Origin of the sequence: Streptomyces sp. NBC_00091 (assembly GCF_026343185.1) — a bacterium.
Classification (GTDB): domain Bacteria; phylum Actinomycetota; class Actinomycetes; order Streptomycetales; family Streptomycetaceae; genus Streptomyces.
The window spans coordinates 1534558-1550882 of record NZ_JAPEMA010000001.1; the positions used below are offsets into that span (position 1 = coordinate 1534558).

The 16325-nt window shown below is 70.8% G+C and carries 13 protein-coding genes; 8 read left to right on the top strand and 5 right to left on the bottom strand.

Annotated features, from left to right (window positions below):
* The first annotated feature begins 139 nt into the window (after positions 1–139).
* Positions 140–1807 (top strand): fumarate hydratase, encoded by a 1668-nt coding sequence (locus OOK34_RS06630; RefSeq protein WP_267032932.1) that lies wholly within the window; start codon positions 140–142, stop codon positions 1805–1807.
* A gap of 52 nt (positions 1808–1859) precedes the next feature.
* On the opposite strand, the gene OOK34_RS06635 is transcribed toward OOK34_RS06630, so the two are convergent.
* Both OOK34_RS06635 and OOK34_RS06640 read right to left on the bottom strand, forming a co-directional pair.
* Positions 1860–2195 (bottom strand): hypothetical protein, encoded by a 336-nt coding sequence (locus OOK34_RS06635; protein ID WP_267032933.1) that lies wholly within the window; start codon positions 2193–2195, stop codon positions 1860–1862.
* A 104-nt stretch (positions 2196–2299) separates the two neighbouring features.
* Positions 2300–3481: a helix-turn-helix domain-containing protein gene (locus OOK34_RS06640; RefSeq protein ID WP_267032934.1), complete on the bottom strand. Its 1182-nt coding sequence runs from the start codon at positions 3479–3481 to the stop codon at positions 2300–2302.
* Between the two features lie 786 nt (positions 3482–4267).
* Between OOK34_RS06640 and OOK34_RS06645 the strand changes: the two genes are divergently transcribed.
* On the top strand, positions 4268–4885 hold the full coding sequence (locus tag OOK34_RS06645; protein ID WP_267032935.1) for a hypothetical protein: 618 nt from the start codon (positions 4268–4270) through the stop codon (positions 4883–4885).
* Here the strand turns inward: OOK34_RS06645 and OOK34_RS06650 are convergent.
* The gene (locus OOK34_RS06650; protein WP_267032936.1) at positions 4854–5273 is read right to left on the bottom strand and encodes a hypothetical protein; all 420 of its coding nucleotides are present in this window, start codon (positions 5271–5273) and stop codon (positions 4854–4856) included. The two genes, OOK34_RS06645 and OOK34_RS06650, sit on opposite strands and share 32 nt — an antisense overlap.
* Before the next feature lie 100 nt (positions 5274–5373).
* On the opposite strand from OOK34_RS06650, the gene OOK34_RS06655 reads away from it, so the two are divergent.
* Positions 5374–6147, top strand: coding sequence for a glycerophosphodiester phosphodiesterase (locus OOK34_RS06655; protein ID WP_267032937.1), 774 nt, complete (start codon positions 5374–5376; stop codon positions 6145–6147).
* 55 nt (positions 6148–6202) lie between these two features.
* On the opposite strand, the gene OOK34_RS06660 is transcribed toward OOK34_RS06655, so the two are convergent.
* Positions 6203–7735, bottom strand: coding sequence for a ricin-type beta-trefoil lectin domain protein (locus tag OOK34_RS06660; protein ID WP_267032938.1), 1533 nt, complete (start codon positions 7733–7735; stop codon positions 6203–6205).
* A 107-nt stretch (positions 7736–7842) separates the two neighbouring features.
* On the opposite strand from OOK34_RS06660, the gene OOK34_RS06665 reads away from it, so the two are divergent.
* From OOK34_RS06665 to OOK34_RS06675, 3 genes are all read left to right on the top strand, one after another.
* The gene (locus tag OOK34_RS06665) at positions 7843–9246 is read left to right on the top strand and encodes an aspartate ammonia-lyase (protein ID WP_267032939.1); all 1404 of its coding nucleotides are present in this window, start codon (positions 7843–7845) and stop codon (positions 9244–9246) included.
* Positions 9247–9349: 103 nt separating this feature from the next.
* A complete protein-coding gene (locus OOK34_RS06670) occupies positions 9350–10069 on the top strand; it encodes a DUF402 domain-containing protein (RefSeq protein WP_267032940.1) in 720 nt (239 codons plus the stop codon).
* 252 nt (positions 10070–10321) lie between these two features.
* A complete protein-coding gene (locus OOK34_RS06675) occupies positions 10322–12415 on the top strand; it encodes a SpoIIE family protein phosphatase (protein ID WP_267032941.1) in 2094 nt (697 codons plus the stop codon).
* A 111-nt stretch (positions 12416–12526) separates the two neighbouring features.
* Here OOK34_RS06675 and OOK34_RS06680 read toward each other — a convergent pair whose 3' ends face one another.
* Positions 12527–14824 carry a transglycosylase domain-containing protein gene (locus tag OOK34_RS06680; RefSeq protein WP_267032942.1) on the bottom strand — a complete coding sequence of 766 codons (2298 nt, stop codon included), beginning with the start codon at positions 14822–14824 and terminating at the stop codon, positions 12527–12529.
* 244 nt (positions 14825–15068) lie between these two features.
* On the opposite strand from OOK34_RS06680, the gene OOK34_RS06685 reads away from it, so the two are divergent.
* Together OOK34_RS06685 and OOK34_RS06690 are read left to right on the top strand one after the other, a co-directional pair.
* Positions 15069–15980 carry an SPFH domain-containing protein gene (locus OOK34_RS06685; protein WP_267032943.1) on the top strand — a complete coding sequence of 304 codons (912 nt, stop codon included), beginning with the start codon at positions 15069–15071 and terminating at the stop codon, positions 15978–15980.
* Between the two features lie 50 nt (positions 15981–16030).
* A complete protein-coding gene (locus OOK34_RS06690; RefSeq protein ID WP_267036649.1) occupies positions 16031–16252 on the top strand; it encodes a hypothetical protein in 222 nt (73 codons plus the stop codon).
* Positions 16253–16325: the final 73 nt, after the last annotated feature.

The window sequence follows — 16325 nt, forward strand, 5'->3', positions numbered from 1 at the left end:
TAGCGAGACACGATAGATCGCGATACTGCTGGGTGAGCCTTACCTCACAGACACAGCCGGCGCGAGAGGTCCTACGCTTGATAGCCGCGCTGCCAATTGGTCGCCAGCGCCGTCTGCCGAGTGAGGAATGACTGCCGTCATGCCAGAGTTTGCGTACACCGACCTCCTGCCCCTGGGCGAGGACACCACCCCCTACCGGCTGGTGACCGCCGAGGGCGTGTCCACCTTCGAGGCCGACGGCCGTACGTTCCTCAAGGTCGAGCCCGAGGCGCTGCGCAAGCTCGCCGAAGAGGCCATCCACGACATCCAGCACTTCCTGCGCCCCGCGCACCTCGCGCAGCTGCGCCGGATCATCGACGACCCCGAGGCCTCCTCGAACGACAAGTTCGTCGCGCTCGACCTCCTCAAGAACGCGAACATCGCGGCGGCCGGCGTCCTGCCGATGTGCCAGGACACGGGCACGGCCATCGTGATGGGCAAGCGCGGCCAGAACGTCCTCACCGAGGGCGGGGACGAGGCGGCCCTCTCGCGCGGCATCTTCGACGCGTACACGCGCCTGAACCTGCGCTACTCGCAGATGGCCCCGCTGACCATGTGGGAGGAGAAGAACACCGGCTCGAACCTGCCCGCGCAGATCGAGCTGTACGCCACCGACGGCGGCGCGTACAAGTTCCTCTTCATGGCCAAGGGCGGCGGCTCGGCCAACAAGTCCTTCCTCTACCAGGAGACCAAGGCGGTCCTCAACGAGGCCTCCATGATGAAGTTCCTGGAGGAGAAGATCCGCTCGCTCGGCACCGCGGCCTGCCCGCCGTACCACCTGGCGATCGTGGTCGGCGGCACCTCGGCGGAGCACGCGCTCAAGACGGCGAAGTACGCCTCCGCGCACTACCTGGACGAGCTGCCCACCGAGGGCTCCCCCCTGGGTCACGGCTTCCGCGACGAGGCCCTGGAGCAGCAGGTCTTCGAACTCACCCAGAAGATCGGCATCGGCGCGCAGTTCGGCGGCAAGTACTTCTGCCACGACGTCCGCGTCGTCCGCCTCCCCCGCCACGGCGCGTCCCTCCCGGTCGCGATCGCCGTCTCCTGCTCCGCGGACCGCCAGGCCACCGCGAAGATCACCGCCGAGGGCGTCTTCCTGGAGCAGCTGGAGCGGGACCCGGCGCGCTTCCTCCCGGAAACCACCGACGAGCACCTGAACGACTCGGCGGACGTGGTCTCCATCGACCTGAACCAGCCGATGGAGTCGATCCTCGCCACCCTCACCCAGCACCCGGTCAAGACCCGCCTGTCCCTCACCGGACCCCTGGTCGTGGCCCGGGACATCGCGCACGCCAAGATCAAGGAACTGCTGGACTCGGGCGCCGAGATGCCGCAGTACCTGAAGGACCACCCGGTCTACTACGCCGGCCCCGCGAAGACCCCCGAGGGCTACGCCTCCGGCTCCTTCGGCCCGACCACGGCCGGCCGTATGGACAGCTACGTCGAGCAGTTCCAGGCGGCGGGCGGCTCCAAGGTCATGCTGGCCAAGGGCAACCGCTCCCAGCAGGTGACGGACGCGTGCGGCACGCACGGCGGCTTCTACCTCGGCTCGATCGGCGGCCCGGCGGCCCGCCTCGCGCAGGACTGCATCAAGAAGGTCGAGGTCCTGGAGTACGAGGAGCTCGGCATGGAGGCGGTCTGGAAGATCGAGGTCGAGGACTTCCCGGCCTTCATCGTGGTCGACGACAAGGGCAACGACTTCTTCCAGAACCCGGCCCCCGAGCCGACGTTCACCCACATCCCGGTCCGCGGCCCGGGCCTGGCGTAACGCGTCGCTGTGCCGGGGCAGGGCGGCTACGCCCGCCCCGGTTACAGGTAGGTCACCTGACCTCGATAGCGGCTAGTTCGTCCATGGCGGGGCGGAAGGCCGGATCATCCTTGCCGGTGGTGCGGTGAAGGGCGGCCAAGGCGTCATTGCGACGAGTGAAGAGGTCCGGACGCCGTTCGATCTCCACCTCGCGCATCCACCAGTCGAGCCAGTGTGTGAGGTGGCCGACCTTCCCGCTGCGGATGGCGGCGGCCAGCGCGTTTTCCTTGTGCTGCTCCAGCTCCGCCAGGCGGTGCGGGGCGATGCGGGCGAGGGCGACACGTACGGCGTCGGGCGCGCGCTCAGGGCGCGGGATCAGCGCCGCGCCGTGGTCCGGCTGTGTGGTCACGGCGTCCTCCAAGGGGTGCCCCGGCCAGGGTATCCATTCCTCGACGCCGCCAAGGCCCGAGCTCTGGCTGCTCACCTCCGCCGACCGACGGAGCACCTGCATGCTCAGAGCTGAATGCCCGACACTTTCGACAACCTGAGCAGCTTGGCGTTGCTGCGTCTGTGGAGCGACGTGAGGACTCGGAACACCTCTCGCCCCATGGGATGGATGCGGGCCAATTGGGGCGCCACGCCCCACGCCACGGACAGGTTCTCCAGGGCTCCATCACGGTCGCCGACGTCGAGTTGTGCTCGTGCCAGGTTGATCCTCGTGGGGGCGATGCGTGTGGCGGGCAGGCCCGCCAAGGCGGCGTCCACGTTGTCCGTCAGGTTCAGGGCTTCCTGCGGTCTGCCGAGGTCCACGCGGGTGGCGAGTTCGTGGGTGAAGGTGTTCCGGGGACCGAACGTCAGGCCGTGCACATCGATGTCACTGGCGAATGACGCGGATGCGTTCCGGGCGGACCGGATGTGCCGTTCAGCTTCCCGAGCCGCTTCCCGCTTGTCGTCCAGCCTGCCCGCCAAGGTCATACCGCGCAGGTTCAGGATGCCCACGGCGATATCCCTTTCCGTGCCGGACAGTGTGCTTTGTGCGGCTGTGACGGCACGGTCCACGACCATGAGCCCTGTCTCAACGTCTCCGAAATTCAGATAGGCGCCCGCCCGGTCACGTGCGGCCAGCGCCTCACCGAGCGGGTTGGTCTTCTGCTCCGTCGCCCACCGCTGGCGAGAAACGGCCAGTTCCGCCATGTCCATCCACCGATGCCGGGCAGCGAGCCAGTACACGGTGCTGTAGACGTCCGCCAGAGCCATCCATGACTCAACCGTGTTCGTGGCGTGCGCGTATGTCGTGGCTTCCCTGAGGAGCTGCGGGAGCATCGCGAGCAGACGGGTCACCTCTACGTTGTCCCGGTACTGTCCGGCCGACTCCAGAGCCGCGCTGATGCGCTGCTCTTCGACCCCTTGTCTGAGGGGCAGGTCATAGTCCCGGATGGCCGAGCGGAGTGCGGACAGCCGTTGCTCGTCGTCACGGGCCACCGTCGCACGCCCGAGGACTTCGGCCATGGTGATACCCAGGGCCTTGCCCACAGCGGCAGCGACTGCCGGTGTCAGCGCCCGGTCCCCGACTTCGATCTTGCTCAGCAGTGACACGGACACGGATGCCTTCCGGGCCAGCCGTCCCTGTGACAGTCCGTGCGCCTTTCTCAGCGCCGCCAGATTCGCGCCCGGGGCGAGATCAGTCGTGCTCATGGGCTCAGTCTTCCTCGCGGATACAGGTCCTGTCAGCCATGGTCACAGGTCGCCCGGGGTGGAGGTGTCGGACGCGAGTGGCCTTCCCCCGATGCCTCGCACGCCCGGTGAGGACGACATCGAGGGGCGCGGCCTGCTGCTGGTGGCCGCGTTGGCGGACGACTGGGGCGTGTTCCCCGGATCGGTATCGGCAAGACCGTATGGGTCTCCCTGAAGATCAAGCCGGGAACCCCGTGCTGATTCGCACGGCTGGCGTCGCGCGCCCCGGGTTCTGGGGCGAGTGCGTGGCTGCACGCACGGACGAGGGCGAGACTCAACAGACCGCGCTTGCGGCATCGTTCGAGGCGCACAGCGCCATTCAGGCAGTTCGGTGGGTGCGAACGGCGCTGAGGACGGTCACGCCGGCACTGGACCAGCACGAGGCAGGACGCGCGTTCGCGTGGCTTGAACACGGTCAGTGGCAAGCGGTGCACCAGATCATGCAAGGTGAGCCGTTCGCGTTCGCCGTGTGTACGGGAGGTCTCCACATCGTGTGGACGATCCGGCCTGTGCGCTTTCTGCCTCTGGCCCACAGGCAGGCAGGCCCGCTGCCCGCGTGCTCCGAGCGTTACGCGCGAGGCCGGCCGACCATCACGCCGGAACCGTCCCGGTAGGGTCCGGGACCCTCTCCCCCGTTCGGGGGAGAGGCCCTCATGTATGTCCGCCCTTCGGCAGATGGCAGGCGGGCGGGCGCCCGGCGAGGCTGTTTCCCGTATCCGAACAGCCCACTCTCACCGGGAGTTCACGATGAAGAACCGCACGCGCGCCCTTGCCCTCGCGGGCTGCGCCGCCGCTCTGGTGGCCACCCTGATCGCGGCGGCCCCCGCCCCTGCGGCCCCGGTGGCCCCAGGGGCCCCGGCCGCCCCGAAGCTCGCCTCGGTGCACGGGGGAGGCACGATCTTCTTCCCCTACTCCCCCAAGGATGACATCCGCTTCACGGTCGACGCCGAGTCGGCCCCGTGGACCAAGCCCCTCCCGGTCCCGGGCCTCGAGAAGGGCCTGCCGACGGACGCGCGGGGCCGGGTGACCATCTACCACCACTACGCGGAGGGCGGCTTCACCGGTGTTGCCGAGGCGGAGGTCGACTGCCTGGTCACGGGCGGCAAGACGGCCACCCTCACGGCCGTGGTCAAGACCTCGAACGTCGGCTGGGAGGGCAAGCGGATCGGCATCAGCGTCCAGGACGGCCAGCGCGGCGAGCCCGACCGCGTCGGCTTCTCCTGGGCCGTCGCCAACGTCGACGCGAAGCCGGACGGCACGGTGGCCCCGGGGACGGTCGGCACCTGCATGTCCATGGCCCCCTTCACCGAGGTGACCAAGGGCGGCTTCAAGGTCACCCCGGCCCCCCTGGCCCCGATGCCGTAAACCGCACTGTGAACCCGGCCTCGCCGAGCAGGTGCGTGAGGTACTCGGCCTCCACCGGAGTGGCCCTGTAGCCCTCGCGGACGGCAGCCAGGACTTCCGGGATCGTCATGCCGAGCGCGTCGCGGAAGACCTTCAGGGCCGCGCCGCCGGAGCCGTCCACGCGGAGCAGGACCGTGCCCTCGGCAGCGACGATGGCGGCGCGGACGCGCTCGGGGGCCCGCCCCCACCCGTGGTCGAGGTCGCAGACATCGGGCGCCCCGAACTCGCACCGCACACACTCCCACTCGGCTTCCCAGCACAGCCGCCCGTCGGCGATCCGCTGCCAGGCATGGAAGACGCAGTGCGGGCAGGGCTCGCAGTACAAGGTGACCATCGTCGGCTCCGGCATGGCGTCACCCTGCACCGCCCGGGACGGCGCCCACATCCGGTTAACGTCGGGGACACGACCCCGCGCCTGCCCGTTCACGCCGGTTTGCAAGGATTTCCGTATGGCAGCGACGAACTCCTCCACCCGTACCGCCCTCGACACTCGGGTGGTCGCCCACCGCGGGGCCTCCCATGAGTACCCCGAGCACACCATCGAGGCGTACCGGCAGGCCATCGCCGATGGGGCCGACGCGCTCGAGTGCGATGTGCGGCTCACCGCCGACCGCAAGCTCGTCTGCGTGCACGACCGGCGCGTGGAGCGGACCTCCGACGGGCGGGGGGTGGTCTCCGAGATGACGTACGAGGAGCTGGCCGCCCTCGACTTCGGGGCGTGGAAGGGGCAGGCGCACGCCGGGGCGCGGGTGCTGCTCTTCGAGGACCTGCTGCGGGAGGCGCTGGCCGCGCCGCGGCCCGTGGGGCTCGCGGTCGAGACCAAGCACCCGACGCGGGCCGGCGGGCGGCTGGAGGCCGAGCTGGTGCGGATGCTGCGGGAGTACGGGCTCGCGGACGGCGCCTCGGGCCGCATCGAGGTGATGAGCTTCTCGCGGAGCGCGCTGACCAGGCTGCACCGGCTCGCGCCCGGGCTGCCCACCGTGTTCCTGATCGAGCGGGCGGTCAGGCCGGTGCGGCCCCCGTTCGCGACGCACGCGGGGCCGGGCATCGACCTGGTGCGCCGGGATCCGGGGCTGGTGGGGCGGCTGAAGGCCAAGGGGCTGCGGGTGCGGGTGTGGACCGTGGACGAGCCCGAGGACGTGGAGCTGTGCGTGCGGCTCGGGGTGGACACGATCATCACCAACCGGCCGCGTGACGTGCGCAAGCTGCTCCAGGACATGTGACACCCGGCCGGGGTGCGCCGGCCGGGTGTGGGGGGTCGTCGGTGGAGCGGGGCGGTTACGACGCGAAGCGCTGGTTCGGCGAGCCGTTGCAGGGCTGCAGGCGCAGCTGCTCGTGGGCGGCGGGGACCGTCAGGCACATGCCCGGGGCGGCCGCGGGGCGCAGGGTGGCGCCGTCGCGGACGAACTGCTGGTTGGCGCCGCCGTGGCAGTTGTAGAGGATCAGGCCCGTGCCGGCGCCGTAGTTGGCGCCCGGGGCGTCCAGGCAGCGGTCGTGGGTGAGCTCGATGTGGAGGGACTTCTTCGAGGAGTCGTACCACCAGCCCTGGTTGCGCCCGCCGTGGCAGTCCCAGCCCACCACCTTGGTGTCGTTGGCGCTGGACCCGCCGAAGGAGTCCAGGCAGTTGCCGGTGGCCTCGTTCTTCAGGGGCTTGTAGAGGGAGTCCCAGCCTCCGGCCTGGAGGACCGGGGTGCCCGTGCTCGCCGGGTCGGCGCAGGAGGCCTCGCGCAGGCCGGAGGAGTAGAGCTGGGTCAGACAGGACGCGAAGGCGCCGTGGCCGCGGTAGTTGGGGTGGAAGGACTGGCGGGCGGTGTTCTCGTCCCACGGGAAGTGGTCCCCGAGGTCCAGGTAGAGCCCGCGGGCCCAGGCGTCCTCCATGCACACCTCGTGCCCGTGGAAGAGCCGCGAGTTGTCCAGGTAGACCGCGCCGGAGGCGAGGGCCGCCGCGCGCATGCCCTTCTCGAAGGTGGGCACCGCGTAGTCGCGGCCCCAGGTGGCGTCGGAGTCGTAGCCCGCGCAGCCTCCGGGGAGCTTGCCGGGGAAGTCCGGGTTGTCGTTGAAGTCGGGGCCGATCGGGCTGGGGTAGCCCATCACGACCAGCTTGTAGTCGGAGTCGGCGTAACCGGCGTCGCGCATGACCGTCTTGAGGTCGGCGACGGTCGCCTCCACCTTGGGCTTCAGCCCGTCGACGCGGGCCTGCCAGCCGGGGGCGTACTTGGGCTCGCAGGTGCCCTGGCTGAGCACCCAGCGGGTGACGCAGTCGGTCATGACGGGGCCGAACTGGAGGTCGTCGTTGGCTCCGGCGACCAGCAGCACCATCTTGATCTTCGTGTTGCGGGCCTTGATCGCCAGGCTGTCGCTCTGCACCAGCTCGTCGGCGTACTGCTTGCTGCCGCCGATCCGGATGTTGCCCGTGTAGCCGCCGGAGCAGGCGACGTTGAAGGTCAGGTCGGCCGGGATGCCGGTGCGGTGGATCGCCGAGTCCGGCGAGCGGTGGCACTGGTTGGACGCGGTGTTGGTGGCGGGGTCGTAGTTGCCGACGCCCTCGCCGGAGATCTCGCTGTCGCCGAGCGAGATGAGCCCGGTCTTGCGCTCGGCGAGGGGCCGGATCGCCGGGTCCCCGTAGATCTTGGTGGCCTCGGCGGCCCGGACGGCCTCGAGTTCCGGCGAGAGGGGGGTGATCGAGCCGACCGCGGCGGGGGCCGCCTGGGCCATGGGGGTGATGGCGGTGACGCCCCCGAGGGCGGCCGCGACCGCCGCGACCGCGGCGAAGGTAGATCTGAGTCTGGGTTTCGTACGCGCACGTGCCATGAACGCCTCCCCGATATCGGTGTTACCACCGGTATTTACTGGCCGGTAGGGGAGATGGGAACAGTTCGAACAAGACAATTGCTCAAGTTTTTGAGGAGGCTACGAAAATGACTGACGATCAGCAGCCGCAGGCGTTCCGGACCGAGCATGACTCCATGGGCGAGGTACGGGTGCCCGCGCACGCCAAATGGCGGGCCCAGACCCAGCGCGCGGTGGAGAACTTCCCGCTCTCCGGCCAGCGCATCGAACGCGCCCACATCGAGGCCCTCGCCCGCATCAAGGCCGCGGCGGCCCTGGTCAACGCGGAGCTCGGCGTGGTGGACGAGGACGTCGCGCAGGCGATCCGGTCCGCCGCCGCCGAGGTCGCCGAAGGCCGCTGGGACGAGCACTTCCCGGTCGACGTGTTCCAGACCGGCTCCGGGACCTCGTCCAACATGAACACCAACGAGGTGATCGCCACCCTGGCCACCGAGCGGCTCGGGCGCGAGGTCCACCCCAACGACCACGTCAACGCCTCGCAGAGCTCCAACGACGTCTTCCCCTCCTCGATCCACATCGCGGCGACCGCCGCCGTCACCCACGAGCTCATCCCCGCCCTGCGCCACCTCGAGCTCGCCCTGGAGCGCAAGGCGGAGGAGTTCGCCGAGCTGGTCAAGGCCGGGCGCACGCACCTGATGGACGCCACCCCGGTCACCCTGGGCCAGGAGTTCGGCGGGTACGCCGCCCAGGTCCGCTACGGCGTCGAGCGGCTGCGCGCCGCCCTGCCGCGGCTGGCCGAGCTGCCGCTGGGCGGTACGGCGGTGGGCACCGGGATCAACACCCCGCCCGGGTTCTCGGCCGCCGTGATCGCCGAGGTGGCCCGGGCCACGGGGCTGCCGCTGACCGAGGCGCGCAACCACTTCGAGGCCCAGGGGGCTCGGGACGCGCTCGTGGAGACCTCGGGAGCGCTCCGTACGATCGCCGTCTCCCTCACCAAGATCTCCAACGATCTGCGCTGGATGGCCTCGGGCCCGCGCACCGGATTGGCCGAAATCAATCTGCCGGATCTCCAGCCGGGGTCCTCGATCATGCCGGGGAAGGTCAATCCGGTCGTCCCGGAGGCCGTGCTGATGATCGCCGCGCAGGTGATGGGGAACGACGCGACGGTCGCCGTCGCGGGCGCCGCCGGCAACTTCGAGCTCAATGTGATGCTCCCGGTGATGGCCCGGAACCTGCTCGAATCGATCCGGCTGCTCGGCAACGGGAGCCGGCTGCTGGCCGACCGCACCGTGGACGGGATCACCGCCAACGCCGAGCGGGCCAGGGAGTACGCCGAATCCTCGCCCTCGGTGGTGACCCCGCTCAACAGGTACATCGGCTACGAGGAGGCGGCCAAGGTCGCCAAGCGGGCGCTCGCCGAGCGGAAGACGATCAGGGAGGTCGTCCTGGAGTCCGGCTACGTCGACCGGGGCGAGCTCACCCTGGAGCAACTGGACGAGGCGCTCGACGTCCTGCGGATGACCCGCCCCTGAAACCGGTTCCGGACAGGGGCCGAATCCGGTCGTTTACCGCCCCCGGCCCCCTCCGTGACCTGCACCGCAGCATCTCGGAGGGGTGCCGCCCTAAGATCTGCCCATGACAGGTACCTACAGTCCCGGGGGCGGCGCGGCGCGTCCCGCCGCGCGCGGTGGGACGCGGGAGGGGCACTGGGCGCCCGGGGAGCGGATCCTCTGGCGCTACCGCGACCACGCCCCGGACCTGAAGGGCCAGTTCCACATCGCCCGGCCGGTGACGGTGGTGCAGGACACCGAGGAACTCCTCGCGGTGTGGATGGCGCCGGGCACCGAATGCGTCAAGCCGGTGCTCGTGGACGGCACTCCGGTGCACAAGGAGCCGCTCGCCACCCGCTACACCGCGCCGCGGACCACCGTACGGTCGCGCTGGTTCGGCGGGGGCGTGCTCAAGCTGGCCCGGCCCGGGGAGCCTTGGTCGGTCTGGCTGTTCTGGGACGGCGGCTGGCGGCTCAGGAACTGGTACGTGAACCTCGAGGAGCCGCGCACCCGGTGGGCCGGCGGGGTCGACTCCGTGGACCACTTCCTCGACATCGCCGTCTACCCGGACCGCAGCTGGAAGTGGCTGGACGAGGACGAGTTCGCGCAGGCGCAGCGGATCGGGCTGATGACCCCTCGGCAGGCGCGGCGGGTGGAGGACGCGGGGCGCGCGGCGGTGGACGTGATCAGGGCCTGGGGGGCTCCGTTCTGCGACGGCTGGCAGGACTGGAGGCCCGATCCGGCCTGGGGAGTTCCGGTTCTGCCCGAGGACTGGGACCGCACCCCGGCGCATATGACCTCATGAGACCCTTGATGCGCCCCCGGGGTTCAAACGTAGGATCGTCCTCCGCCGGTCGTGCACGGGGGGCCTCCCTGGTCCCGCATCCGTAAATGACCTGTGGCGACCGGGACTTGACCGGAGGTCGGCGCAGAGCGAAAGGTAACGAGCGGGACGCGGTACCCGGGGGCGATGGTGCCCCCGCCGCTGAGCGGGTATACCGCGACTGACCGAGTTGAGTGCAGCGCACATCGAGCGCAAACGGACGGAATTCCACGCGTGACGGAGTACCCCACCTCCCAGGAGGGCCCGCAGCCCACCGTCGCCTCCGGCGGAGGTACGGATGAGCTCGGCCACGGCAAGGCCCCCATCGCGGCGGCCGAGGCCGTACGCACGCATGCCGACTTCCCGCGCCCGCGCGGCACCGCCGGCGAGGGCTCCGGGCACGGCCCGGCGGACGCCGGCACGGAAGCCGCCCGCAGCCGCGACGGCGCGGCCGCGCGCAACGCGGGCGCGGGTACGGGTACGGGCGCCGGCTCGGGCTCCGTTGCCAGCTCGGCCTCCGTTACCGGCCCGGGCCCCGGCTCCGGTTCCGGCTCCGGGGAGGTCAGTGTGGCGCGCCGCGAGGGCGACCGGCTGCGCTTCGTCGGCGCCGCCACGCGCCGGATCGCGCGCGGCATCGACCTCGACGAGATCGTGCTCGGCCTGTGCCGGGCCACCGTGCCGACCTTCTCCGACGCCATCCTCGTCTACCTGCGCGACCCGCTGCCGGTCGGCGACGAGCGTCCCGTCGGCCCGGTCGTTTTAAGGCTGCGCCGCACCGACCGGCTCCGGCCGATCGACGACCTGACCGACACCGCCGAGGGCGCCGGGGCCGCGGGGGCCGCCGGCGAGCTCGACTTCAGCCAGCTGCCCCTGGTGGGCCCGCAGGGTGACCTCCCCGCGGCCGAGCTGTGCGAGATCCGGCCGGGCGGGGCCCTCGCCGAGGTGCTGCGCGGCGTACGGCCCGTCTTCGGGTCGGCGGCGGGCGCCAAGGACGCGCTCCCGGAGCTGCTGGGCGCCGACCATCCGGTGCCGCGCGGCCAGCGGGCCATCCTGGCCCCGCTGCGGGGCCGCCGGCGCGTGATCGGCGCGGCGGTGTTCCTGCGTACCCCGGACCGGGACGCCTTCGAGCAGAACGACCTGCTCGTCGCCGCCCAGCTGGCCACCCACACCGCGCTCGGCATCGACAAGGCGGTGCTGTACGGCCGCGAGGCGTACATCGCCGACGAGCTCCAGCGCACCATGCTGCCCGACGGCCTCCCCCAGCCCACCGGGGTCCGGCTGGCCTCCCGCTACCTGCCCGCCGCCGAGACGGCCCGGGTGGGCGGCGACTGGTACGACGCCATACCGCTGCCGGGCAGCCGGGTCGCGCTGGTCGTCGGCGACGTCATGGGCCACTCCATGACCTCCGCCGCGATCATGGGCCAGCTCCGCACCACCGCGCAGACCCTGGCCCAGCTGGACCTGCCCCCGGCCGAGGTGCTGCACCACCTGGACGAGCAGGCCCAGCGGCTGGGCTCCGACCGCATGGCCACCTGCCTGTACGCGGTCTACGACCCCGTCTCGCACCGCATCACCATCGCCAACGCCGGCCACCCGCCGCCGGTGCTGCTGCACCTGGGCGGCCGCGCCGAGGTGCTGCGCGTGCCGCCGGGCGCCCCCATCGGGGTCGGCGGCGTGGACTTCGAGGCCGTGGAGCTGGACGCCCCCGCCGGGGCCACCCTGCTGCTGTACACGGACGGGCTGGTGGAGTCCCGGCTGCGGGACGTGTGGACCGGCATCGAGCAGCTGCGCGAGCGGCTCGCCACCACCGCGCAGCTGACCGGGCTGGACCACCCGCCGCCGCTGGAGGCCCTCTGCGACGACGTGCTGGACATGCTGGGCCCGGGCGACCGGGACGACGACATCGCGCTGCTGGCGGCCCGCTTCGAGGGGATCGCGCCCAGCGACGTGGCGTACTGGTTCCTGGACCCGGAGGAGACCGCTCCGGGCCGGGCCCGGCGCTTCGCCCGGCGCGCCCTGACCCGGTGGGGCCTGGAGGAGCTGAGCGACTCCCTGGAGCTGCTGGTCAGCGAGGTGGTCACCAATGCCGTGCGGTACGCCGAACGGCCGGTGACGCTGCGCCTGTTGCGTACGGACGTACTGCGCTGCGAGGTCGGCGACGACTCCCCGCAGCTCCCGCGCCAGCGGCGGGCCCGTGACACCGACGAGGGCGGCCGCGGCCTGTTCCTGGTCAACCGGCTGGCCCGGCGCTGGGGCGCGACCCGTCTGAGCAGCGGGAAAGTGGTCTGGTTCGAGCTCCCCCTGCCCGGGGTGCACGAGCGGCGCTGACCGCCAGGACCCGCCGCAAGCCCCGTACACGACGAACGACCACGGACAACGACTCAGCCCCGCAGCGTGATCGCTGCGGGGCTGTGGTCGTACGGGCCGGTCTTCCGGCCTCTAGCGCTCCAGCTGGTTCGGCGGCGGCGGGAACGGCGGCGTCGGTTCCTTCGTCGGCGGCGTCGGTTCCTTGGTCGGCGGCGTCGGCTTCTTCGTCGGCGGCGTCGGGCCCCCGCTCGACGAGGTCGGGTCCGGCTTGCCGGAGCTGCCCGACGGGTCCGGGGTGCCGGTCGGGCGGGTGCCGGAGCTGCTCGGCGTCGGGGTGGCGGAGCCGGTCGGGCCGGCCGACGGGGTGGCGGCGCGGGAGGGCGCCGGGGTGCCCATCTTGGCGTCGGACAGGTCGAACTGGCCCGTGGTCTGGCCCTTGAGCGCGGCCGTGGTGTACGCCATCCAGATCTGCGCGGGGAAGCTGGAGCCGCCCGCGCGGCCCTTGCCGGCGGTACCGGTCAGGGTGACCTGGTTGTGCGAGTTCGGATCCTCGCCGAACATCGCGACGACGGTGACCAGCTCGGGGGTGTAGCCGGTGAACCAGGCGGCCACGTTCTTCTCGGTGGTACCGGTCTTGCCCGCGGCCTCGTAGGCGGAGCTGCGCACGGCCTTGCCGGAGCCCTCCTCGACGACGCCGGTGAGGACCTTGGTGACGGTGTCGGCGGTCGTGCTCGTGAGGACCTGGGCGCCGATCGGGGTGACGGGCTTGAACTCGCCGTCCTTGTGCTCGGCCTTCTTGATGATGGTCGGGGTGACCTTCTTGCCGTGGTTGTCGAGGGTGGCGTAGACGGCGGCCATCTCGACGGTGTTGGCGCTCATCGTGCCGAGCGACATGGCGGGCTTGTCGGCGAGCCAGCCGTCGCGGTCGACCATGCCGAGGGAGAGCGCGGTCTTCTTCACGTTCGTCGGCTTGGCGTCCACGATCAACTGGGCGTACACGGAGTTCACCGAGGAGTTGGTGGCCTCCTGGAGGGTGATCATCGGGTCGCCGTAGTTGATGTCGTCCTGGTTCTCCGGGGCGAAGGCGGTGTCGCTGCCGACCACGGGGCGCTTGCTGGTGCCGTCGTAGAGGGTGTTCGGGTTGATCGGGCGGCCGTCCTGGGTCTTCGACCCGTTCTCCAGGGCGGAGGCCAGCACCAACGGCTTGAAGGTGGAGCCCGGCTGGTAGTCGGTGCGCAGGGCGTTGCTCGCCGACTTCTCGGTCAGGCCCACGCCGCCGTACATCGCGACGACGTAGCCGGTCTTGGCGTCCACGGAGGTGGCGCCGGCCTGGACGCTCTGGTCCTGGGGCCGGTCCTTGGTGTTCTTGCGCTCCAGCTTGGACTCGAGCTCGTCCTGGACGGCCTTCTCCAGGGCGGCCTGCTTCTTCTTGTCGATGGCGAGGGTGATCGTCCAGCCGCCGGCGGCGATCTCGGAGTCCTTGATGCCCTGCCGGTTCATCTCGACCTCGGCGGCCTGGATCAGATAGCCCTTCTGCCCGTCCATGCCCGGACGCTGCTTGGGCTTGATCGGCTCCTGGAACTTCAGGGTCTGGCGCTTGGCCTGGTCGAGCTTGCCCATCTCGACCATGTTGTCGAGGACGGCGTTGAAGCGGATCAGGACCAGCCGCTTGCCGTTGGGGCCGGCGGTCGCCCAGTCGTACTGGCTGGGGGCCTGGATGACGGCGGCGAGGTAAGCGCCCTGCTCCAGCGTCAGCTTGTCGGAGTCGACGCCGTAGTAGGCCTGGGCCGCGGCCTGGATGCCGTAGGCGTTGCGGCCGTAGAAGTTGGTGTTCAGGTAGCCGGCGAGGATGTCGTCCTTCTCCATGCGCCGGTCGACCTTGAGGGAGATGACCAGCTCCCGGAGCTTGCGCGTCGGCGACTGGTCCTGGGTCAGGTAGTAGTTCTTGACGTACTGCTGGGTGATCGTCGAACCACCGGCCGTGCCCTTGCCCCGGACCGTGTTGACGAGGCCTCGGGCCACGCCCATCACGTCGATGCCGCGGTCCTTGTAGAAGGTCTTGTTCTCGATGGCGATGAACGCGGTGCGGACGTCCTCGGGGATCTTGTCGAGCGTGACGATCTCGCGGTTCATCTCGCCGGTGCGGGCCATGACCGAGCCGTCGGCGTACTTGTACGTGTTGCTCTGGAGCGTCGCGGTCTTGTTCGGGTCGTTCGGCTCGTCCACGGAGAAGTAGAGGGCGACCGCTCCGATGACCAGGAGCAGGATCCCGCCGAGGAAAGTCCCGAGGATCGTCTTCCAGTTGAAGAAGCGGCGTATGCCGCTGCGCTTCTTCCCGGTCGACTTGCCCGCGCGCCCGTCGGCGCGCCCGCTCGGCGCTTTCCGCGCACCGCGTTGCTGCTGCGCCCGTCGCGCTTCTGCTCGGCCCATCGCTCCCGCTCCGCTCGATTACCCCCCCGACGTCAGCTCAGAAAACTAACACCGCAGGCTGTGACAAAGGTTGACTAACCCTGATCAATACCGGTCAATTCGGACGTGAGAATCAGCACCCACTCCAATGGAACCGACGCCCACGATGCCGGAAGGGTTGCGGTGTCCGCAAAAAGTGCTATCACTTTGATAGACCGCTCCGGCCGATTACGGCCGGACACAACGGCGCAAACGGGGGCATCAGATGACAAACACAACGGACACCCACTCGAGCGAGGTACGGGAGTTCACAGCGCGCAGCGTCGGCGGCGGGCTCGCCCTGCTGCTCGGGCTGGCGGGCACGGTCACCGGGGCGGGGCTGCTCGCCCTGGCCGCCGCGGCGGACGCCACGGGCGCCAAGGCGACGCTGATCCCCCTGGGCTTCCTGCTGATCATCGCCTCGATCATCGCCATGACCGGGCTCAACACCGTGGCGCCGGGCGAGGCCAGGGTGGTGCAGCTGTTCGGCCGCTACCGGGGCACGGTCCGCGCGGACGGGCTGCGCTGGGTCAATCCGCTGACCTCGCGCCAGAAGATCTCCACCCGGGTCCGCAACCACGAGACGGCCGTCCTGAAGGTCAACGACGCCTACGGCAACCCGATCGAGCTGGCGGCGGTCGTGGTGTGGAGGGTCTCCGACACCGCGCGGGCCGTCTTCGAGGTCGAGGACTTCACCGAGTTCGTCGAGACGCAGACCGAGGCGGCCGTCCGGCACATCGCGATCGAGTACCCCTACGACTCCCACGACGAGGGCGGCCTCTCCCTGCGCGGCAACGCCGAGGAGATCACCGAGAAGCTCGCGGCCGAGCTGGCGACCCGGGTCGAGGCGGCGGGCGTGCAGATCATCGAGTCCCGTTTCACGCATCTCGCGTACGCTCCTGAGATCGCCTCCGCGATGCTCCAGCGCCAGCAGGCGGGCGCGGTCGTGGCGGCCCGCAAGCAGATCGTCGAGGGTGCCGTGGGCATGGTGGAACTCGCCCTGACCAGGCTGGCCGAGGAGGAGATCGTGGACCTGGACCCGGAGCGCAAGGCCTCCATGGTCTCGAACCTGATGGTGGTGCTCTGCGGCGACCGTGCGGCCCAGCCGGTCATCAACACGGGCACCCTCTACCAGTGATCCCCTCCGGCGGCACGCGCCCCGGCGGCGGCCAGGACCCGGGCGAGCCGGTGCCCGCCCGGGCCGGGCGGCAGGCGCGCAAGCAGGTGCTCCTGCGGCTCGACCCGCAGGTGTACGAGGCCCTCGCGCGCTGGGCCGGCGAGGAGCTGCGCAGCGCGAACGCGCAGATCGAGTTCCTGCTCCGCAGGGCCCTGTCCGAGTCGGGCCGCCTCCCGGGCGGCGCCGCCCCGATCCCCCCGCGCGGCCGCCCCCGCAACGCACCGGATTCCTGAGCGGCCCGCCGGCCCCGACCCGCCCGCGGGTGGGGCCGGCCCGCTCGCCGGTGGAGCCGACCTGCTCGCCGCA